At 70.8% G+C, this 17883-nt stretch carries 21 protein-coding genes; 13 read left to right on the top strand and 8 right to left on the bottom strand.

Features of this window, described 5'->3' with window-relative positions; genetic code table 11:
• Nucleotides 1-37: 37 nt before the first annotated feature.
• The 6 genes from FJ657_RS10510 (at nucleotide 38) to lnt (ending at nucleotide 7260) form a co-directional block, all read left to right on the top strand.
• Nucleotides 38-1078: a helix-turn-helix transcriptional regulator gene (locus FJ657_RS10510; protein ID WP_141163575.1), complete on the top strand. Its 1041-nt coding sequence runs from the start codon at nucleotides 38-40 to the stop codon at nucleotides 1076-1078.
• On the top strand, nucleotides 1065-2063 hold the full coding sequence (locus FJ657_RS10505) for a helix-turn-helix transcriptional regulator (protein ID WP_141163574.1): 999 nt from the start codon (nucleotides 1065-1067) through the stop codon (nucleotides 2061-2063). Before FJ657_RS10510 ends, FJ657_RS10505 begins: the two co-directional genes overlap by 14 nt.
• A 76-nt stretch (nucleotides 2064-2139) precedes the next feature.
• Nucleotides 2140-2394: a twin-arginine translocase TatA/TatE family subunit gene (gene tatA / locus FJ657_RS10500; protein ID WP_141163573.1), complete on the top strand. Its 255-nt coding sequence runs from the start codon at nucleotides 2140-2142 to the stop codon at nucleotides 2392-2394.
• A gap of 53 nt (nucleotides 2395-2447) precedes the next feature.
• Complete coding sequence (gene tatC / locus FJ657_RS10495) at nucleotides 2448-3218, top strand: twin-arginine translocase subunit TatC (RefSeq protein WP_141163572.1); 771 nt, start codon at nucleotides 2448-2450, stop codon at nucleotides 3216-3218.
• Nucleotides 3215-5662, top strand: coding sequence for a DEAD/DEAH box helicase (locus FJ657_RS10490; RefSeq protein WP_141163571.1), 2448 nt, complete (start codon nucleotides 3215-3217; stop codon nucleotides 5660-5662). The genes tatC and FJ657_RS10490 overlap by 4 nt, the downstream gene beginning before the upstream one ends.
• Complete coding sequence (lnt, locus tag FJ657_RS10485) at nucleotides 5659-7260, top strand: apolipoprotein N-acyltransferase (RefSeq protein ID WP_255447259.1); 1602 nt, start codon at nucleotides 5659-5661, stop codon at nucleotides 7258-7260. The genes FJ657_RS10490 and lnt overlap by 4 nt, the downstream gene beginning before the upstream one ends.
• Before the next feature lie 122 nt (nucleotides 7261-7382).
• Here the strand turns inward: lnt and FJ657_RS10480 are convergent, their stop codons facing one another.
• The 4 genes from FJ657_RS10480 to FJ657_RS10465 all read right to left on the bottom strand — a co-directional run bounded on the left by FJ657_RS10480 (nucleotide 7383) and on the right by FJ657_RS10465 (nucleotide 10273).
• On the bottom strand, nucleotides 7383-7745 hold the full coding sequence (locus FJ657_RS10480; RefSeq protein WP_141163570.1) for an RNA polymerase-binding protein RbpA: 363 nt from the start codon (nucleotides 7743-7745) through the stop codon (nucleotides 7383-7385).
• A 106-nt stretch (nucleotides 7746-7851) separates the two neighbouring features.
• Nucleotides 7852-8646 (bottom strand): glycerophosphodiester phosphodiesterase family protein, encoded by a 795-nt coding sequence (locus FJ657_RS10475; protein WP_255447258.1) that lies wholly within the window; start codon nucleotides 8644-8646, stop codon nucleotides 7852-7854.
• Nucleotides 8643-9803 (bottom strand): SPFH domain-containing protein, encoded by a 1161-nt coding sequence (locus FJ657_RS10470; RefSeq protein WP_141163569.1) that lies wholly within the window; start codon nucleotides 9801-9803, stop codon nucleotides 8643-8645. The genes FJ657_RS10475 and FJ657_RS10470 overlap by 4 nt, the downstream gene beginning before the upstream one ends.
• Nucleotides 9800-10273: an NfeD family protein gene (locus FJ657_RS10465; protein ID WP_141163568.1), complete on the bottom strand. Its 474-nt coding sequence runs from the start codon at nucleotides 10271-10273 to the stop codon at nucleotides 9800-9802. Before FJ657_RS10465 ends, FJ657_RS10470 begins: the two co-directional genes overlap by 4 nt.
• Before the next feature lie 111 nt (nucleotides 10274-10384).
• Here FJ657_RS10465 and FJ657_RS10460 point away from each other — a divergent pair, with 111 nt between their 5' ends.
• From FJ657_RS10460 to FJ657_RS10445, 4 genes are read left to right on the top strand one after another with little or no spacing between them, the layout of a single operon-like run.
• The gene (locus FJ657_RS10460; RefSeq protein ID WP_141163567.1) at nucleotides 10385-11146 is read left to right on the top strand and encodes an SDR family oxidoreductase; all 762 of its coding nucleotides are present in this window, start codon (nucleotides 10385-10387) and stop codon (nucleotides 11144-11146) included.
• A 4-nt stretch (nucleotides 11147-11150) separates the two neighbouring features.
• Nucleotides 11151-11618, top strand: a complete 468-nt coding sequence (locus FJ657_RS10455) for an NUDIX hydrolase (protein ID WP_141163566.1) — start codon at nucleotides 11151-11153, stop codon at nucleotides 11616-11618.
• A 1-nt stretch (nucleotide 11619) separates the two neighbouring features.
• The gene (locus FJ657_RS17405; protein WP_141163565.1) at nucleotides 11620-12114 is read left to right on the top strand and encodes a heme-degrading domain-containing protein; all 495 of its coding nucleotides are present in this window, start codon (nucleotides 11620-11622) and stop codon (nucleotides 12112-12114) included.
• A complete protein-coding gene (locus FJ657_RS10445) occupies nucleotides 12111-12914 on the top strand; it encodes an ABC transporter ATP-binding protein (protein WP_181408969.1) in 804 nt (267 codons plus the stop codon). Before FJ657_RS17405 ends, FJ657_RS10445 begins: the two co-directional genes overlap by 4 nt.
• 45 nt (nucleotides 12915-12959) lie before the next feature.
• On the opposite strand, the gene FJ657_RS10440 is transcribed toward FJ657_RS10445, so the two are convergent.
• The 3 genes from FJ657_RS10440 to corA form a co-directional block, all read right to left on the bottom strand.
• Nucleotides 12960-13511: a dihydrofolate reductase family protein gene (locus FJ657_RS10440; RefSeq protein WP_141163563.1), complete on the bottom strand. Its 552-nt coding sequence runs from the start codon at nucleotides 13509-13511 to the stop codon at nucleotides 12960-12962.
• Between the two features lie 437 nt (nucleotides 13512-13948).
• Nucleotides 13949-14230: an antibiotic biosynthesis monooxygenase gene (locus tag FJ657_RS10435; RefSeq protein WP_141163562.1), complete on the bottom strand. Its 282-nt coding sequence runs from the start codon at nucleotides 14228-14230 to the stop codon at nucleotides 13949-13951.
• A gap of 40 nt (nucleotides 14231-14270) precedes the next feature.
• Nucleotides 14271-15233: a magnesium/cobalt transporter CorA gene (gene corA / locus FJ657_RS10430; RefSeq protein ID WP_141163561.1), complete on the bottom strand. Its 963-nt coding sequence runs from the start codon at nucleotides 15231-15233 to the stop codon at nucleotides 14271-14273.
• Nucleotides 15234-15323: 90 nt separating this feature from the next.
• Here corA and FJ657_RS10425 point away from each other — a divergent pair, with 90 nt between their 5' ends.
• Nucleotides 15324-16409: a hypothetical protein gene (locus FJ657_RS10425; RefSeq protein ID WP_141163560.1), complete on the top strand. Its 1086-nt coding sequence runs from the start codon at nucleotides 15324-15326 to the stop codon at nucleotides 16407-16409.
• Between the two features lie 45 nt (nucleotides 16410-16454).
• On the opposite strand, the gene FJ657_RS10420 is transcribed toward FJ657_RS10425, so the two are convergent.
• A complete protein-coding gene (locus FJ657_RS10420) occupies nucleotides 16455-16967 on the bottom strand; it encodes a TetR/AcrR family transcriptional regulator (RefSeq protein WP_255447315.1) in 513 nt (170 codons plus the stop codon).
• Nucleotides 16968-17003: 36 nt separating this feature from the next.
• On the opposite strand from FJ657_RS10420, the gene FJ657_RS17215 reads away from it, so the two are divergent.
• Together FJ657_RS17215 and FJ657_RS17210 are read left to right on the top strand one after the other, a co-directional pair.
• Nucleotides 17004-17441 (top strand): NAD-dependent epimerase/dehydratase family protein, encoded by a 438-nt coding sequence (locus FJ657_RS17215; protein WP_219995895.1) that lies wholly within the window; start codon nucleotides 17004-17006, stop codon nucleotides 17439-17441.
• On the top strand, nucleotides 17398-17880 hold the full coding sequence (locus FJ657_RS17210) for a Rossmann-fold NAD(P)-binding domain-containing protein (protein WP_219995894.1): 483 nt from the start codon (nucleotides 17398-17400) through the stop codon (nucleotides 17878-17880). The genes FJ657_RS17215 and FJ657_RS17210 overlap by 44 nt, the downstream gene beginning before the upstream one ends.
• Nucleotides 17881-17883: the final 3 nt, after the last annotated feature.

Here is a 17883-nt window from a genome sequence, read left to right as displayed (position 1 = left end):
GGACACGGCCGGGTGTCCCCGATCTAGGATCCTTCACGTGTCCGCATCGAGAACCGCGCCGCGCGTCGCCGTCGAGGAGCGTCTCTTCAGCCTGGTGCTGGCGCTGCTCGCCACCGAGGGCGGTCTGAGCAAGAGCGAGATCCTGTCGACCGTGCAGGGCTACCGTCAGCGCTTCGACAAAGGCGGCGACAACGCGAACCTCGAGCGCCAGTTCGAGCGCGACAAAGACGACATCCGCGACCTCGGCGTCCCGCTCGAGACCGTGGAGTCGCCCGGCGACGCGGGCAACAACCAGCTGCTGCGCTACCGCATCCGCAAGGGCGCCTACGAGCTCCCCGCCGATGTGCGCTTCTCGGCCGAGGAGACGTCGATGCTCAACCTCGCCGCCATGGTGTGGCGCGAAGGCGCGCTCTCGGGGGAGTCGCGGCGCGCGCTGCTCAAGCTGCGCGGTCTCGGCGGCGCCCAGGCGCAGCAGCCGGTGCTCGGCTACGCGCCCCGACTGCGGTCGCGGGATGCGGCCTTCGCGGCGATCGACGCCGCACTCGAGAAGCACCTGACCGTGCGCTTCCGCTATCTGAAGCCGGGCCAGACCGAGGCCAGCGAGCGTCACGTCATCCCGCTCGCGCTCGTGCAGTACCAGGGGCGGTGGCACCTCTCGGCCGAGGAGCCCGAGACCGGCCGACGCAAGATGTTCCTGCTGCGCCGCATCGTCGGCGCGGTGACGACGGGTAGGCCCGCACCGCAGCGCGACGGCGACTTCGCCGCGCAGGCGCTGGCCTCGCTGGCCGAGGTGTGGGAGGCCGGGATCGCCGAGCTGGAGGTCGTCGCCGGCAGCGATGCCGACCGACGGCTGGGCAGCCGGGCCGGGGCCGAACGACATGGCGTCGTGAGCACTGACGGCGGCTCCTCGAACGCCGGGGAGTCCCTGCGCCTGCGGCTGCACTTCGTCGACCTCGCGATCCTCGCCGACGAGCTCGCCGCCTTCGGGCCGGAGGTCGTCGTGCTCGAGCCCGCCGCCCTGCGCTCCGCCGTGCGCGAGCGCCTCACTCTGATCGGAGCGGCGCATGCCCCGGCGTGATCCCGATGCCGTGCGCGCGCCGAAGTTCAGCGCCCGCGACCGTCTCGCCTTTCTGCTCGCGCTGGTGCCGTGGCTCATGGACCACGAGCGCGTCACGGTCGACGAGGCCGCCGCCCACTTCGACGTGGATGCCGACCTGGTGCGCGAGTCGGTCGAGCTCATCGCGGTCAGCGGCGTGCCGGGTGACACGTCGTCGTACCAGCACGGCGACCTGTTCGACATCGCCTGGGACGCCTTCGAGGATCGCGGCGAGATCGTGCTGACGAACCTCGTGGCGATCGACGACGCCCCGCGTTTCTCCGCCCGTGAGGCGGCAGCCCTCATCGCCGGGCTGCAGTACCTCTCGTCGCTGCCCGAGACGGCCGACAGCGCCGCGATCGCGACCCTCATGGGCAAGCTCTCCCGGGGTGCCTCCGGCCCGGTCGCACCCGTCGGCGTGGCTGGTGAGGCGACGGACGGACGCCTCGCGACCATCCGCGACGCCGTCAGCCGCGGCGTGCAGCTCGAGCTCGACTACCTCAACTCGCGGGGCGAGCACGAGCGCCGCCGCGTCGACCCGCTGCGCATCGACTCGAACGACACCGACTGGTATCTGCGCGGCTGGTGCCACCTGCGTCAGGCCGTGCGCACCTTCCGGCTCGACCGCATGTCGGATGTCGTCGTCACCGACCGTCCGATCGAGCACCGTGTCGACGAGGTCGCTCTCCCCGACAAGCTCTTCGAGGGCGCGACGACCGAGCTGGTGGTGACGCTCGACGTCGCGTCCGCGGCCGTCCCGCTGCTCGACGACTACATCCCCGACGGCGCGCCGCGATCGACGCACGGAGACCTGGTGCGCCTCGAGCTGCCGATCTCGCACCTCGACGTGCTGAAGCGGCTGGTCGCCGGGATGCCGGGCGTCGCCACCGTCGTCGGACCGCCGGAGGCGCGTGCGGCCGTCGAAGCCTGGGCACAGGCGGCGCTGGAGCGCTACTCGGTCGATTGATCCCGGGCCCATCGCCGGAGAACGGGATGCCGGGGTTACACTGAAGGACACTTCCCGACCACGTAAGGATCGGATCATGGGATTCCTCGGCAACGCATTCACGGGCTGGCACCTTCTGCTGGTTCTCGCGGTCATCGTCCTGATCTTCGGCGCGACCAAGCTCCCGGCCCTCGCGCGCAGCGTCGGTCAGTCGGCCAAGATCCTCAAGAGCGAACTCAAGGATGACGACAAGGGCAAGGACGCCCCTGCCGCAACCGTCGAGAACACCGCGGCCCCCGTTGAGACCTCGTCGGCGACGACGACGAGCGCTCCGCCCGTCGACAAGCCCTGACGCGGGTGGCCGCGCGCACTCAGCGGAAGCGGCAGCGCAACCCTGAAGGGCGGATGTCCCTCGGGGAGCATCTGGTCGAACTCCGCAATCGCCTGATGATCGGCGCCGCGGGCATCCTCGTGGGTACCGTCGCCGGGTTCATCCTCTACGACTTCATCTGGCCGATCCTGTCGGCGCCGGTGACGGTGCTGTCGGAGGCCAAGCACAATGCGGTGTCGATCAACTTCTCCGGGATCGCGACCGGATTCGACGTCCGGCTCCAGGTCGCACTGGCCGTCGGCATCGTGATCTCGAGTCCGATCTGGCTCTTGCAGATCTTCGGCTTCCTCACTCCCGGGCTGACCAAGACCGAGAAGCGCTACGTCTTCGGCTTCTTTTTCTCGGCGATCCCGCTCTTCCTGGCCGGATGCGCGGCCGGTTTCTATGTCATGCCGCACATCGTCGAGTTGATGGCCGGATTCGTGCCCAAGGGTGGCACGACCTTCTTCGACGCGAAGTACTTCCTCGACTTCATCCTCAAGCTGGTTCTAGCCACGGGGGTGGCGTTCGTGCTGCCGGTCTTCCTCGTGCTGCTGAACTTCGCCGGCATCCTTCGCGGCAAGTCGATCCTCAAGGGGTGGCGCTGGGCGATCCTCGCGATCACGCTCTTCACAGCGGCGGCGACCCCGGCAGCCGACCTCTTCTCGATGTTCCTGCTCGCTGTGCCCATGGTCGCGCTGTACTTCGCCGCTGTCGGAGTCTCGCTTCTGCACGACCGCTCGGTCGATCGGAAGACCGCTGCGGCGATCGCCGGCACCGACGCCGGCCTCCCCGCCGGCGCATGAGCACGGCCGAATCGAGCGCTCCGAGCCCCTCCGAGCGCTACGCCCAGTCACGGGCGCGCCGCGGGTCGCCGCGACTCGAGGCGTTCCGGGCGAAGCTCGCCTACGATCTCGACCCCTTCCAGCTCGCCGCCTGCCGCACCCTCGAGGAGGGACGGAGCGTCCTCGTCGCCGCTCCGACGGGCGCCGGCAAGACGATCGTGGCCGAGTTCGCCGTCTACCTGGCGATGTTCGAACCGCGCGACAAGGTCTTCTACACGACCCCGATGAAGGCGCTGTCGAACCAGAAGTACGCGGAGCTCGTCGCCGAGTACGGCTCGGACGAGGTCGGCCTGCTGACCGGAGACAGCAACATCAACAGCTCCGCCCGCGTCGTCGTGATGACGACCGAGGTGCTGCGCAACATGCTCTACGCCGACTCGCCGCTGCTGACCGACCTGGCGTTCGTCGTGATGGACGAGGTGCACTACCTCGCCGACCGATTCCGCGGCGCCGTGTGGGAGGAGGTCATCATCCACCTGCCGAAGCAGGTGCGGATGGTGTCGCTCAGCGCCACGGTGTCGAACGCAGAGGAGTTCGGCGACTGGCTCGGCGCCGTGCGCGGTCACACCGACGTGATCGTGTCGGAGGAGCGACCGGTTCCGCTCGATCAGCACGTGCTCGTGCGCACGAAGCTGCTCGACCTCTTCGACTCCTCCGGGCAGGCGGCCACGAACCGCGTGAACCCCGAGCTCGCGCGGCTGGCCGCCGCGGGCGGGCGGGAGCTCGGCGGGCGTGCCGGCGGCGATCTGCGCCGCATCCACCATAAGGACACCGGGCGCCGCGACTTCCGCAACGCCGACCGCGTCGACCGGGCCGCGTTCGTGCACATGCTCGACGACAAGAACCTGCTGCCGGCGATCTTCTTCGTCTTCAGCCGGGTCGGATGCGACGCCGCCGTCACCCAGGTCGTGCGCAGCGGCATCCGGCTCACTGAGGCCTGGGAGCGCGAGGAGATCCGCGCGATCGCCGAGGAGCGCTGCCGCACCCTGCGCGACGAGGACCTGGCGGTGCTCGGCTACTGGGAGTGGCTCGAGGGACTGACCCGCGGCGTCGCCGCCCACCACGCCGGACTGCTGCCGGCGTTCAAGGAGGTCATCGAGGAGCTCTTCCAGCGCAAGCTGCTGAAGGTCGTCTTCGCGACCGAGACCCTCGCCCTGGGCGTGAACATGCCGGCCCGCACGGTCGTGCTCGAGAAGCTCGAGAAGTTCAACGGCGAGGCCCGCGTGCCGATCACGCCGGGGGAGTACACCCAGCTCACCGGCCGTGCCGGCCGCCGCGGCATCGACGTCGAGGGTCACTCGGTCATCCAGTGGTCGAGCGGACTCAACCCCCAGGCCGTCGCCTCGCTGGCCTCCCGTCGCAGCTACCCGCTCAACTCCAGCTTCCGCCCGACCTACAACATGGCGGTCAACCTCGTCGCGCAGTTCGGCCGCGTGCGCACGCGCGAGATCCTCGAGAGCTCCTTCGCGCAGTTCCAGGCCGACCGTGCGGTCGTCGACCTGGCGCGCAAGGTCAAGGCGCAGCGTGAGAGCCTCGACGGCTACGCGCAGGCGATGACCTGTCACCTCGGCGACTTCCGCGAGTACGCGTCGATGCGGCGCGAGCTCAGCGACCTGGAGCGCAAGAACGCGCGCTCCGACGGCGGCGGTCGCGGGGAGCGCGAGCGCCGGCAGCGGCACATGGCCGATCTGCGGCGGCGGATGCGGCAGCACCCCTGCCACTCCTGCAACGACCGCGAGGCGCACGCGCGCTGGGCCGAGCGCTGGTGGCGGTTGAAGCGCGAGACCGACCAGCTCACCTCGCAGGTCGAGGGGCGCACCGGCGCCGTCGCGAAGGTCTTCGACCGCGTCACCGACGTGCTGCTCGAGCTCGGCTACCTCAGCGGCAAGGGCGACCAGATCGAGACGACCGTCGACGGGCGGCTGCTGCGGCGCATCTACGGCGAGCGCGACCTGCTGGTCGCCGAGTGCCTGCGCCGCGGACTGTGGGACGAGCTGGATGCGCCGGCTCTCGCCGCGCTCGTCACCGCGCTCGTCTATGAGCCGCGCCGCGAGTCGGGCGAGCCGGTCGAGCTGCCGCGCGGGCCGTTCCGCAAGGCCTTCGGCGCGACCGAGGAGCTCTGGGCGCAGCTGAGCGATCTGGAGGACGAGCACCGGCTGCCGTCGAAGGACGCGCCCGCCGCGGGTCTCTCGCTGGCCGCCTATCGCTGGGCCGGCGGAGCGCGCCTCGACAGCGTGCTGCGCGACGCCGACCTCGCCGCAGGCGACTTCGTGCGCTGGATGAAGCAGGTCATCGACCTGCTCGACCAGATCTCGCTCGTCGCCGAGGGCCGCGTCGGCCCGACCGCCCGGCGGGCGATCGACGGCATCCGGCGCGGCGTCGTCTCCGATTCGGCGGTGTCGTGAGCGAGTTCGTCATCCCGCGGCGCGCTGTGGTGCCCGCGGGGGTCGCGGATGACCGTGCTCGCTGCGACGGGTTCGTGCTCGGCGGGCGCATCCCGCTGCTCGCCTCCGTGCTCCTCGCCGCGGCCGGCGGCCTGCTGCTGCGCGCCGCATTCCCCGGCCCGGCGGTCTGGGTCCTCGCGTTCCCGGCCATCGCGATCGCCCTGGTCGCCCTGCGGGGCCGTCGTCTCGGCGCGGCTCTGCTCGTCGGTCTCGTATTCGGCGCCGCGTTCTGGTTCCCGCACATCGGCTGGGCTTCGCGGTTCCTCGGCGTGCTGCCGTGGGCGGCGCTCGCGACCCTGATGTCGCTGTGGATGGGCGCCGGCGCGATGCTCATCACGCTCGCTTACCGCTGGCTGCCGCGGGTCGTGCCCGGCCGCGTCGGACGGCTGGTGCTGCTCCCGGCCGTGGTCGCGGGTCTCTGGATCCTGCGCGAGGGCGTGTCGAGCATCTGGCCCTACGGCGGCTTCTCGTGGGGTCGTGTCGCGTTCTCGCAGTCGGACTCGCCGTTCCAGAGCCTGTTCAGCTGGCTCGGCTCCTCGGGCCTCAGCTTCCTCATGGTGCTGCTCGTCGCGGCCGCGATCGAGATCGTGCTCGATCCCGCCGGTCGTCGCGCGCTGCGCGGCGCCGTCGTCACAGCGGTCGCGCTCGCGGTGCTGATCGTGCCGACGTTCCCGACCACGCCCGACGGCACGCTGCGCGTCGGCGCCGTGCAGGGCGACACCAAAGCGGGCTACTTCGACCCGCCCGAGAACGTCGGCGACAACCTGCTCGGTCAGGCGCGGGCGACCGAGCCGGTGTTCGACCAGAACGTGGATGTGGTCGTCTGGCCGGAGGGCGCCTCCGACGTCGACCCGCTGCGCAACGGCTGGGCCGCGCGCATCTGGGACCTCGTCTCCGCTGAGGCCGATGCGCCGATCGTCGGCGGCACGATCACGCACCGCGGCGACGAGTACTTCAACACCTCGCTGCTCTGGAAGGACGGCGAGGCGGCCGACCACTACGACAAGAAGCATCCGGTGCCGTTCGGCGAGTACATCCCCGACCGGGCCTTCTGGCGTCCCTTCGCACCCGACCTGATCGACCTCGTGCAGCGCGAGTACACGCCCGGCACGACCGACACGGTGATGGATGTGGGCAAAGCCGTCGCCGGGTTCGCGATCTGCTTCGACATCGTCGACGACGCGATCATGCGGCAGAGCGTCGATGACGGGGCGCAGGTGATCCTCGCGCAGACGAACAACGCCGACTTCGGCGAGGACACCGACGAGAGCGTGCAGCAGCTCGCGATCGCGCAGGTGCGCGCGCTCGAGCTGGGACGCTCGGTCGTCAACATCTCCACGGTCGGCACCTCGGCGGTCGTGCTGCCCGACGGGACCGTGACGCACCGGCTGCCGACCTACGAGCCGGGCGTCATCGTGGATGATGTGCCGCTGCGCACGGGCACGACGCCCGCCGTCGCGGTGGGTCTGCAGCTGGAGTGGTTCCTCGCGCTCGGCGGTCTGCTGCTGCTCGCCGCGTCCGGCATCCGCTCACGTCTCGATCGTCGCGCCCGGCTCTGATCGCGTTCTCGCCGCGCACGTCTCTCCGCGACCGCGGCTGTCGACGCCGGAGATGACACTGGCGGCACCGTCTTGAGACGGTGCCGCCAGGATGTCGGGGGGAGTGCGGGGGTGACGTGCGGTCAGGCGCTCTTGCGGCTGCCGCGGCGGGCCCGGAGGTACTCGAGCCGCTCCTGAAGGAGCTCCTCGAGCTCCGCCTCGGTGCGTCGCTCGAGCAGCATGTCCCAGTGGGTTCGGGCCGGCTTGGCCTCGACCTGCTCGACCTCGACCAGCTCGCCGTCCTCGCCGACGAGGCGGCCTTCCTGGCCGGTGCGCGGCGAGGACCAGAACTCCGGAACTTCGGCGTCGGCGGAGAACATGACCTCGAAGGTCTGCCCTTCCTCCGTGCGATAGACGCTCTTCTTGCGCGGTGAGAACTCGATGCCCTCTTCGCTCTGCAGGCTCTGTGATCCGAGTCGCATACCGCGCAGGCTTCGATCTGCCATCGTGTGGCCTCCTCTGTGCGCTGCGTGCCACAACTGTCGCTGTGACACCACTGTCTAACGGAAAGGGTCCTCCGGAGATGCCCGGGACCGGCCCTTTCCAGATCATTCACAGACGATCGGGGGTGCCTGTCCGGGCTCTCAGAACCGCCATCGCGAGGTCCGCGCGATCGGTCACGATCCCGTCGGCGCCGGCATCCAGCAGCGCCGACATCTGGGCCGGGTCGTTGATGGTCCAGAAGTGCGCCTCGGCGCCCGCGGCATGGATGGCGCGGATGACCCGGGGCGCGTCGACGGCCATGCCGAGCACGCGTGTCGGCAGCTGAGTCGCATCCACCCCGCGCAGTGCGCGACGCACCAGCGGAGTCAGGCCCGCGGAAGCGGCGGCGACCGCGATCACCGCGCCGAACGACGAGACGGAGGTCGCGACGCCGGGCAGCGCGCGCACGACGGCGGTTCGCCGGGAGCCGCTGAACGATCCGATCAGCACCCGGTGCTCGGCCTTCGTCCGTCGGATCGCTGAGATGGCCGGGCCGATCGCATCCGCGCTCTTGATGTCGATGTTGACCCGGGCGTCGGGGAAGCCGTCGAGCAGCTCCTCGAGCGAGCAGTAGCCCTGGTCGTGGCCGAGCGGCACGCGGCGCAGTTCCGCCATCGTCAGATCGGAGACCTGGCCGGGTCGCCCGGCGACCCGGCTCAGGTCGGGATCGTGACTCACCACGGCGACCGCGTCACGGCTGCCGTGCACATCCGTCTCCAGATGGGTGACGCCGACGTTGAGCGCGTGGAAGAACGCGAGCAGCGTGTTCTCCGGCGCGTCGACCGCGAGCCCGCGATGCGCGATGACGCGCGGGGGAGCGGGCTGCAGGTAGGCGCTCGACCCGATTCGAGCGCCCCAGCTCACGCGACCGGGCCGGTGGGTCCGGCCGGCGGCGCCGTGGGCGGCGTCGGCCCAGCCGGCGGAGCGGGCGGCGCGGTCGGCGGCGTGCTCGGTGCGGCCGGCGGGTCGTCCACCGAGCTCGGGAACGACGGCGGCGCGTCGGCGACGCTGACATCCGGGATCTCGATCCCGGCCGCGGCCTCGCTGTGGTCGGTGTTCGAGTCGCTGTGCAGGTTCGCGAGGCTCGACGCCGGCTTCACCGGGTTCGGCACGAAGGGCTGGTCGGAGCGCGGCGAGAAGAAGCCCTGCCCGATGCCCTTGAGGGCCTCGGTGAGCTCGCTCGGGATGATCCAGAGCTTGTTCGCGTCGCCCTCGGCGAGCTTCGGCAGCGTCTGTAGGTACTGGTAGGCCAGCAGCTTCTCGTCGGGGTCGCCGGCGTGGATGGCGTTGAACACCGTCTGGATCGCCTCGGCCTCACCCTGGGCGCGCAGCACCTGGGCCTTGGCATCACCCTCGGCCTCGAGGATCGCCGCCTGGCGACCACCCTCGGCCTGCAGGATCGCAGCCTGCTTGGTTCCCTCGGCGGTGAGGATCTGCGCGCGACGGTCACGCTCGGCGCGCATCTGCTTCTCCATCGAGTCCTGGATCGACACGGGCGGGTCGATGGCCTTGAGCTCGACACGTCCGACGCGGATGCCCCACTTGCCGGTGGCCTCGTCGAGCACGATGCGCAGCTGGCTGTTGATGTTGTCGCGGCTGGTCAGGGCCTCTTCGAGGTTCAGGCCGCCGACCACGTTGCGGAGCGTGGTGGTCGTGAGCTGCTCGACGGCACCCAGGTAGTTGGCGATCTCGTAGGTCGCGGCGCGCGCATCCGTCACCTGGAAGTAGACGACCGTGTCGATCGAGACGACCAGGTTGTCCTCCGTGATCACGGGCTGCGGCGGGAAGGAGACGACCTGCTCGCGCATGTCGACCAGGGGGCGCAGACGGTCGATGAACGGCACCAGCAGGTTCAGACCCGGCTGGAGGGTCTTGTGGTAGCGGCCGAGGCGCTCGACGACGCCGGAGTAGGCCTGGGGCACGATGCGGATCGAGCGGAAGATCGTCACCAGCACGAAGATGACGACGATGATCACGACGATCACCAAGAGGGCCGCTCCGAAGAGCTCACCGGAATTCACTGGGGTGCGGTCCTTTCTGCGGGCTCGACCACGGCGGTCGAGCCTTCGATCGCGGTGACGACGACGCGGTCGCCGTCGTGGGGCTGCAAGGGGGAGTCGGTGCCGAGGCGCGCCGTCCAGGTCTCGCCGTTGGCGAGCTTGACCTGTCCGCGGCCCTCGTCGAAGGCCTTGACGACGCTGCCGCTGAGGCCCAGCAGGGCTTCGACGTTGCTCTTGGCCGGATCCGCGCCGCGGTGGATGCGCCGATGCAGGGCAGGACGGACCAGGAACAGCAGCAGGATCGCCGTCACACCGGCGATGATGATCTGCGCCCACCACGGAGCGCTGAAGAGGCTGGAGACCAGGCCGCTCAGGCTGCCGACCGCCAGCATGAGGAAGGTGAACTCGAGGTTCATCATCTCGATGACCACGAAGAGGAGGATCAGGGCGATCCACACGATCCAGGCCCACTGGGTCAAGAACTCGGCCATCGGGCGCCTCCCTCGGGTAGTCCGACGATGATTCGAAACTATCACCGAAGAGCGGAGCGCGGGCCGGATCGAGGAATCCTCCGGCGCGTCGCGTTGCTAGGCTCGCATCCCGTGGAAACTCCCCTCGCTACCGGCTCCCTGGCCGGCATCCGCGCCCTCGTCACCGGCTCGTCTCGCGGCATCGGCGCGGACACGGCCACGTTCCTCGCCGCGGCGGGAGCGAAGGTCGTCATCAACTTCCGCAACAAGGAGCCGCGCGCGCTCAAGATCGTCGCCGGCATCGAGCAGAGCGGGGGAGAGGCCTTCGCCGTCGGCGCCGACCTGACCGACCCGGCGAGCGTCGAGGCGATGTTCCAGCAGGTGCAGGAGCGCTGGGGCGGCCTCGACCTGCTCGTGCTCAACGCCTCCGGCGGAATGGAGTCGGGGCTCGGCGAGGACTACGCCATGAAGCTCAACCGCGACGCGCAGGTCAACGTGCTGACCGCCGCCGAGGAGGTGCTGGTCGAGGGCGCGCGCGTCGTGTTCGTCACGAGCCACCAGGCGCACTTCATCAAGACCACCCCGACGATGCCCGAGTACGAGGCCGTCGCCCTGTCGAAGCGCGCCGGCGAGGATGCGCTGCGCGAGCGCATCCCGGGCCTCACCGAGAAGGGCATCGAGTTCGTCGTCGTCTCGGGCGACATGATCGAGGGCACCATCACGGCCACGCTGCTCGAGCGCGTCAACCCGGGCGCGATCCAGTCGCGTCGCGAGGATGCGGGACGCCTCTACAAGGTGGACGAGTTCGCGGCCGAGGTCGCACAGGCCGCGGTCGACCAGATCCCCGAGAATCACACGCGCTACGTCGGCGACATCAGCGGCTTCACCCGCTGATCGCATGACGCGCCTGCGCCGCACGTCGCGCATCCTGGTCGTCGACGACCGAGACCGGGTGCTGCTCTTCCTCACGCGCGCGCCCGACTCGAGCGGGTTCGCGCGGTGGATGACGCCCGGCGGCGGCGTCGAGGGCGACGAGACGCACGGCGAGGCCGCCGTGCGCGAGCTCTGGGAGGAGACCGGGCTGCGCGACGCCGTGCTGACCGGGCCGATCTGGAGCCTCGACTTCGACGTGACCTGGGACGAGGCCGACCACGATCGCGGTCACGCCGAGTACTACGCGCTGCGCACGGACACCTTCGCGCCGGCGAACGACAACTGGACCGACGACGAGCGGGTCGACCTCGAGCAGCATCGCTGGTGGAGCGTCGACGAGCTGGCCGCCACCGACGAACCCTACGAGCCGGAGGGGCTTCCCGAGCTGGTGCGTCGCACCATCGCCTCCCTCGGCCGCGAGACGGAGGACTGACATGGCCGAGACCGACGCGCCCACGACGACGCAGCGCCGCAAGCTGAAGCGGCTTGAGGAGCAGGAGCGCAAGCTCGTCTTCGCCGACTTCTCGCACGCCGACGCCTGGCAGCTGGGCACGATCCTCGTCGGCGTCGCCGCCGAGCGGAACCTCGCCATCGCCATCCGCATCACGATCGGCGAGCAGACCGCTTTCCAGGTCGGCATGCCCGGCTCGTCGAGCGACAACGACGACTGGCTGGTGCGCAAGGCGCGTGCGGTGCAGCGCTTCGGAGCAAGCACGTTCCTGCTCAAGATCCGCGGCGAGGTCACCGGCCGCAGCTACGCGGAGCTCGACGCGTCGCGCTTCGCGATCGCCGGCGGATGTGTTCCCATCAAGACCGCGTCGGGGGCGCTGCTCGGAACCGTCGGCGTCTCCGGGCTCTCGCAGGCCGACGACCACGCGCTCGTCGTCGACGCGGTCAGCCAGTTCCTCTCCGGCGAGAACGCGCGGTGACCGCCCCGGTCGTCGCGCTGCGCGACGTCGGGTTCCGCCGCAACGGGCGCCAGATCCTCGAGGACGTGACGCTCGAGGTGCGCGCGGGCGAGCACTGGGCGCTGCTCGGCCCCAACGGCGCCGGCAAGAGCACGATCCTGGGTTTCTGCGGCGCGGTGACGCATCCGTCAGCCGGCACGGTCGAGGTGCTCGGCGAGCGGCTGGGGCGCGTCGAGCTGGCGGCGCTGCGGCGGCGGATCGGCCATGTGAACCCGCGGCATCCGCTCGACTCGCCGCTGTCGGTGCGCGAGGTGGCGCTGACCGGCATCACGTCGACGATCGAGCTGCCGATGCGCTGGGTCGCGGCGCCCGACGAGATCGAGCGAGCGGATGCCGTGCTCGAGCAGCTGGGGCTGTCGCCGATCGCCGAGTCGCGCTGGCCCACCCTGTCGCAGGGGGAGCGGGGTCGCACGCTCATCGCGCGGGCGCTCCTCTCCGATCCGGCGCTGCTGCTGCTCGACGAGCCCTCGACGGGGCTGGACGTCGCAGCGCGCGAGCAGCTGCTGGAGACGGTGGATGCGCTCGAGCGCACGCATCCGGATCTCGCGTCGATCCTCGTGACGCATCACCTCGAGGAGCTGCCGGAGACGACCACGCACGCCGTGCTCGTCGCCCACGGGCGGATCACGGCCTCCGGCCCTGTCGCGGAGGTCGTCACGAGTGAGGCGGTGTCGGCGGCGTTCGAGCATCCGATCGACGTCGAGCATCGAGACGGACGGTGGTCGGCGCGGGCGCGCCGGCGTCGCGCCGTGGCGCTCTGAGCGGGGAACCGGTCCGCATCCGCACGCGCCGACGATCGTGACTCGTCAGCGGCTCACGCGGTAGACGAGTCGCGCGAATGCGCCCACTCGCGCGACGGATTCGAGACTGAGGCGCTCGGCGCCGAGCCGGCGGGGGAGCAGCGGAGCTCCGGAGCCGAGCGTGGCGGGCGCGTACGACAGCCGCAGCTCGTCCAGTGCCCCGGCGTCGTCGAACTGGCCGACGAGATCGCCGCCGCCGACCAGCCAGATGTCGCCGTCGCCGGCCGCCGCGCGGATCGCGGGCAGTGCATCCTCGACCGAGCCGCGGACGAATCGCACGTCGGCACCGGCCGGTGCCGGGAGCTCTCGGGTCGTGAACACGAACACGGGCGTGTCGCCGTGGAAGGCAGCCCAGCGCTCCGGATGCGCGAGGAGATCCTGATCGCGCAGCACCCATTCGTAGGTGTGCGATCCCTCGACCATGACGGCCGCCGGCCCGGGTGCGAGCTCAGGGGAGGGGGAGTCGCCTCCGGGCACCGCGAACAGCCAGGCGAGGGAGTCCTCGTCGTCGGCCAGGTAGCCGTCGAGCGTCGTCGCCGTGTCGAAGAAGATCGCCATGTGCTCACGGTAGGCCCGACCACCGACATGGATCGGTCTGACGGGGCGCGATGGGAGCGCGTCATTATGTCAGCGATGCCGCGAAGCGTGAGAGTGGTGTCGGATGCGCTGGCGCCGGCGACGGCGACGGCGACGGCGACAGTCGCTGTCGCCGGCGGGCCGCGCACCGCCGACGCGCCTGGCGTGGATGGGGCCGAGCCGGGCGGCCGCGAGCTGCCGCGTGATGCGGTGCGCGGCCCGTCGCACGTGTGGCGCCGTCCTCAGCTCCAGGGCCGAACTGCGCGGCCGCGCGGCGCGGTGAGCGCCGCACTCAATGCTCCTCGATCGCTCTTCTCCTGCCCCCGATTTATTCACCGATAATGCACATTATGACAACTCAGACGGAGGACCCCGCCCCTGGCCGGACCATCGCGCCACGAGCCCGGTGGTGACGACGGTCAGCGCAGGAGGCCGCGAAGGCTGTCGATCGGGTGCTCGTCCCAGGTGGTGAACGGGTCGTCGCCGACCTCCGCCATGAGCGCCGGTGCGGCGCGGCGCGCGGCATCCTCGTTCTCCCAGACCGCGATCCCGACGAATCGGCCCCCGGCGTCGTCGACGACGCCGGTCCAGACGAGGCCCGGCTGGCTGCGCGCGACGCCGCTGTAGCGCTGCATCGAGTCGAGCACGGCGTCGCGATGCTCGGCGCGGGGTGAATGGACCGAGACGACAGCGAATGTCATGCCGCCCAGTCTGTACCGGCACGTGCGGACGCGCGACCGGTCAGTCGTCGCGGCCCGTCCAGCCCTTGCGGTGGAACCACCACCACATCGCGCCGGCCGAGAGCAGCATCGAGCCGAGTCCGAGGAACAGGAACAGCCACGGGCCTTTCAGCACGTGGTCGACCTCCCAGTCGAAGTTCATGCCGAAGAATCCGGTCAGGAAGCTCAGCGGCAGGAACACCGAGGCGACGATCGTTAGCTGCTTCGACACCTCCCCCTGCCGATTCGCGACCGTGGAGAGGTAGAGGTCGGTGCAGCTCGTGATCATCTCCTGATACGAGTCGAGCTCGTCGGTGATGCGGATGAGGTGGTCGTAGACGTCGCGGAAGTAGTCGCGGCTGTCCGCCTCGAGTCCGGCGAGGTCGACGATCTGATCCGCCTCGCGCGCGAACACGTCGCGCATCGGCACGACCGCCTTGCGCAGGCGCAGCAGAAGACGCTTCAGCCGGAAGATCTCCTCGAGCTGACGTCGCTTCGCGCCGGCGACGATCGCATCCTCGAGGTCGTCGATCTCCTCGTCGAGGTCGGCGAGGATCGGGAAGAAGCTGTCGACGATCGCGTCGACGACCTTGTAGACGTAATACTGCTCGCTCTTCGCGGCCGCTGACTGCTCGAGCTGCGATCGCAGACGCTCGAGGTCGTCGAAGCGATCACGGTGCAGGGTCACGATCCAGTCGCCGCTGAGGTAGAGGTGGATCTCCTCGAGCGGCTGTTCGTTCTCGTCTTCGGGCTTCTGCTCGCGACCACCCTGCAGCACCAGCAGGGCCTTGTCGCCGTAGACGTCGAGCTTGGGCCGCTGGCCGAAGTGGATGCTGTCCTCCACCGCCAGCGGGTGCAAGCCCAGCAGCTCTCCCAGGTGGCGGATGTCGTCGTCGCTCGGCGTCGTCAGGTCGAGCCAGAAGAACTCGCCGCGACCGCAGAGGTCGCGCAATCGGGCGTCGTCGATCCGATCGATCACGTGCATGACTCGATTCTCGGGGCGGGGCGATCGGTGCGCTGGCGAAACGCCGCCCTCGCCGTCGACGTCGTCGCGCCGCGCGCGCAGACTGAGGGCATGAGCGATCCTCTCCCCCGCGTCTCTCTGGCGATCGGCGCGCTCGCTGTCGTGGCGCTTCTCGCCGCGTGCACCGCGTCGCCCGGGACAGAGCCGATGTCGCCTCGACCGACTCCGTCGTCGTCGCCCGCGGCGCTCGGCTGCGCGGATCTCGCCGACGAGGGCACGATCGGCGCCGCGATCGGCGGTGCGGCGGCGGCCGTCGACCCGGTCGCGACGATGATCAGCGCCGGCGTCGATGCGGTCGCCGCGACGGCGATCCCGGCGGCGGGAGGGCTGCAGTGCGCTTGGAGGGGCGCGCCGATCTCGGGCTTCACCCCGGTGCTGACCGCGCTGCTGCTGCCCGATCCGGATGCGCGCTGGACCGGCATGCTCTTCGGCGACGCCCCCGCGACGGCGACCCGCACCTTCGGTTCGCACACGGTCGTGGCGAGCTCCGGCGATCCGGGCTTCGGCGCGACCGCCCGGATCGGCGGGACGTGGGTGTTCCTCGAGCGCACGTTCCCGCCCGAGGCGACGGGCGATCCCGGCGCGGATCATGACCTGGATGCCGCATTCACCGCGATCTTCGACGCGGCGGCGGCGGAGGGGGCCCGGCTCGCTCCCCCGTCGTCGCCGGCTGATCCGAGCTCGCCTTCGGCATCCCCTGCGACCGGCGGGGCGACGGCGGACTGCGAGGCGGCGCTCGACTCCGGCGCCCTCGGGGCCGCGCTCGGCGCGCCGGCCTCCTACGTCGCGCAGCCGGCGCGACCGGAGCTCCTGACGATCCAGGAATCCGCGATGCAGCGGGTCGGCGACCTGGACTGCTTCGCCGGCAGCGTCACGCAGAGCGTCAAGATCGTCCGCGGACACGGGCGCGCCGCCGCGGTCGCGCAGCTGAAGCCGGGCTTCGGCGACGCCGCCGGCATCACCTTCGCGCCGGCGAAGCTCGCCGGACTCACGCGGAAGGAGTGGGCGGTCGACGACGGCTGCACCGCCGACTCGGCCTGCGCTGTGATCTTCGTGCACGGCGGCGACCTCTACGAGGTCGACTACGCGAGAGGATCGGTCGCCGTCGCGGAGGCGCTCATCGCCCAGGACGGCTGAAGCCGCGCTCCGGCGGGCCCCGACGCCGTCGGCGACCGAGCGCCATCACGCCCCGGGCTCGGTCCGCACGCTGTCGATGATGAGCTCGAGGACGCGGTCGGCCTGCGCGAGTCCGGAATCGGTCGGCGGCACCCGCCAGAGTGCGCTGAGCATGAGCAGGACGTCGGACGGATCGATGCCCGGTCGTGCGGCGCCGCGTTCGGCCGCCGCGTCGAGCAGCTGCCCGATCGCGGAGGTGACCGGTCCGTAGGTGCTGTCGGTGAGCGCTTGCGCGGTCGGGGTGGAGAGCGCCTCGCCCAGGCCGTGCTTGACCCGCACCGAGGCGGCGAGGTGCCGAGCCCAGACGCGGAAGGCGTCGAGTGGTTCCTGCTGTTCGAGCGTCCGGCTCACCGACGCCTCGAGTCCCTCGATCTCGTCCTTATAGACCGCGAGCAGCAGATCTTCGCGCGTCGGGAAGTGCCGGTACAGCGTGCCGGCCCCCACCCCCGCCGACTTCGCGATCGCGTTGAGTGACGTCTCGGGGTCCGCCGCGAAGGCAGCCGATGCGACGTCGAGGATGCGCGCACGATTGCGCTGGGCATCCGCTCGGCGCGCATGCCGCAGCGCATCCTGGTCACCGGCGGTTCCGGATACATCGGCGGATGGTGCGTGCTGGCCGCGCTCCGAGCCGGCTACGACGTGCGCACGACCGTGCGCGACCTGCGCAAGGGCGAAGTGCTGCGCGGCCAGCTTCACCACGCGGAGTCCTTCGACGACGCGCGCGTGCTGACGGCGTCCCGCGACGCGGGCGTGAAGCGCGTCGTGCTCACCAGCGCCTCGGGGGCGATCGTCTACGGGCATCCGAAGCGCTCCGAACCCTTCACCGAAGCGGACTGGACTGCCGTCGACAACCCCGACGTCGCCCCGTATCAGCGTTCGAAGACGCTCGCCGAGCGCGCGGCGTGGGCGTTCATCGCCGAGGACGGCGGGGGCGCTCGAGCTGGCGGTCGTGAATCCGACCGCGGTGATCGGACCGCTGCTCGGCAGCGATGACCCGCCTTCGCTGCGCACGATCCGCGGCATGCTGACCGGAGCGCTTCCCGCCTGTCCGCCCTTCGGCACCGGCTGGGTGGATGTGCGCGACGTCGCCGACCTCCACCTGCGCGCCATGACCGACCCGGCGGCCGCGGGCGAGCGCTTCCTCGCCATCTCGGGTCGCAGCCTGCGCATCGTCGAGGTCGCCCGCATCCTGCGTGCCCGGCTCGGCGAGCGCGCCGTGGCGGTGCCGACGCGCGAGCTCCCCGTCCTCGTCGCCCGACTCCTCGGCATCGGCGATCCGGCCCTGCGCTCGCTTCGGCCGCAGCTCGGGCGCGACTTCCCGGCGACGAGCGCGAAGGCCGAGCGGATGCTGGGCTGGCGCCCGCGCCCGATCGAGGACAGCATCGCCGAGACGGCCGCGAGTCTGATCGCGCACGGACTCGATCGCGCGTGAGCG

The sequence above is a fragment of the Schumannella soli genome (assembly GCF_006517435.1).
Taxonomy (GTDB): Bacteria; Actinomycetota; Actinomycetes; order Actinomycetales; family Microbacteriaceae; genus Schumannella; species Schumannella soli.
The sequence above is the reverse complement of the archived record's forward strand: the minus strand, read 5'-3'. Positions and strand labels throughout refer to the sequence as shown.

Excerpts from the sequence above, each read along its gene's own strand:
- FJ657_RS10505 (WP_141163574.1), top strand. The coding sequence starts at position 1,065 with ATGCCCCGGCGTGATCCCGATGCCGTGCGCGCGCCGAAGTTCAGCGCC.
- tatA (WP_141163573.1), top strand. The coding sequence starts at position 2,140 with ATGGGATTCCTCGGCAACGCATTCACGGGCTGGCACCTTCTGCTGGTT.
- tatC (WP_141163572.1), top strand. The coding sequence starts at position 2,448 with ATGTCCCTCGGGGAGCATCTGGTCGAACTCCGCAATCGCCTGATGATC.
- FJ657_RS10490 (WP_141163571.1), top strand. The coding sequence starts at position 3,215 with ATGAGCACGGCCGAATCGAGCGCTCCGAGCCCCTCCGAGCGCTACGCC.
- FJ657_RS10480 (WP_141163570.1), bottom strand. The coding sequence starts at position 7,745 with ATGGCAGATCGAAGCCTGCGCGGTATGCGACTCGGATCACAGAGCCTG.
- FJ657_RS10465 (WP_141163568.1), bottom strand. The coding sequence starts at position 10,273 with ATGGCCGAGTTCTTGACCCAGTGGGCCTGGATCGTGTGGATCGCCCTG.
- FJ657_RS10455 (WP_141163566.1), top strand. The coding sequence starts at position 11,151 with ATGACGCGCCTGCGCCGCACGTCGCGCATCCTGGTCGTCGACGACCGA.
- FJ657_RS17405 (WP_141163565.1), top strand. The coding sequence starts at position 11,620 with ATGGCCGAGACCGACGCGCCCACGACGACGCAGCGCCGCAAGCTGAAG.
- FJ657_RS10440 (WP_141163563.1), bottom strand. The coding sequence starts at position 13,511 with ATGGCGATCTTCTTCGACACGGCGACGACGCTCGACGGCTACCTGGCC.
- FJ657_RS10435 (WP_141163562.1), bottom strand. The coding sequence starts at position 14,230 with ATGACATTCGCTGTCGTCTCGGTCCATTCACCCCGCGCCGAGCATCGC.
- corA (WP_141163561.1), bottom strand. The coding sequence starts at position 15,233 with ATGCACGTGATCGATCGGATCGACGACGCCCGATTGCGCGACCTCTGC.
- FJ657_RS10425 (WP_141163560.1), top strand. The coding sequence starts at position 15,324 with ATGAGCGATCCTCTCCCCCGCGTCTCTCTGGCGATCGGCGCGCTCGCT.
- FJ657_RS17215 (WP_219995895.1), top strand. The coding sequence starts at position 17,004 with ATGCCGCAGCGCATCCTGGTCACCGGCGGTTCCGGATACATCGGCGGA.